The 415-nt window shown below is 70.8% G+C and carries 1 pseudogene; it reads left to right on the plus strand.

Annotated elements, in window-relative coordinates:
• Window positions 1-415: pseudogene (locus MPC4_RS04195) on the plus strand (DNA cytosine methyltransferase); the annotation flags it as partial.

Below are 415 nucleotides of genomic sequence, written 5' to 3' on the forward strand. Positions count from 1 at the left end.
ATGCACCGCGTCCCGGCGCTGCAGTGGAAAACCTGGGTACGCCTCGCGTTCGTCGAGGCCGGCAGCGACTGGCGCAGCCTCAACCGCCTCGCGATCGAGGACGGCCACCTGCGCGACTATCTGCTGCTGCCGCAGCTCCACGCCTGCGTGTACGGCGTGCGCACGTGGCAGGAGGCGGCCGGAACGGTCGCAGGTGCGTCCCGGCCCTCGAACGGCTCCTATTCGGTCGCCGATCCCCGTTTCCAGCAGTCCGCCGCGTGGAAGGACGGGCAGGCCCTGGGCGTGCGCAAATGGTCGGAGAGCACCGGCACTGTTGCCGGCCAGACCGGCCCGCTACAGGGCGCGTACAGCGTCGCCGACCCGCGCCACCACGGGGCCCCGAAGCACTCCAACGAATACAGCATCGTCGGGTGGG

This window comes from Methylocella tundrae, assembly GCF_901905185.1.
In the GTDB taxonomy this organism is placed as follows: domain Bacteria; phylum Pseudomonadota; class Alphaproteobacteria; order Rhizobiales; family Beijerinckiaceae; genus Methylocapsa; species Methylocapsa tundrae.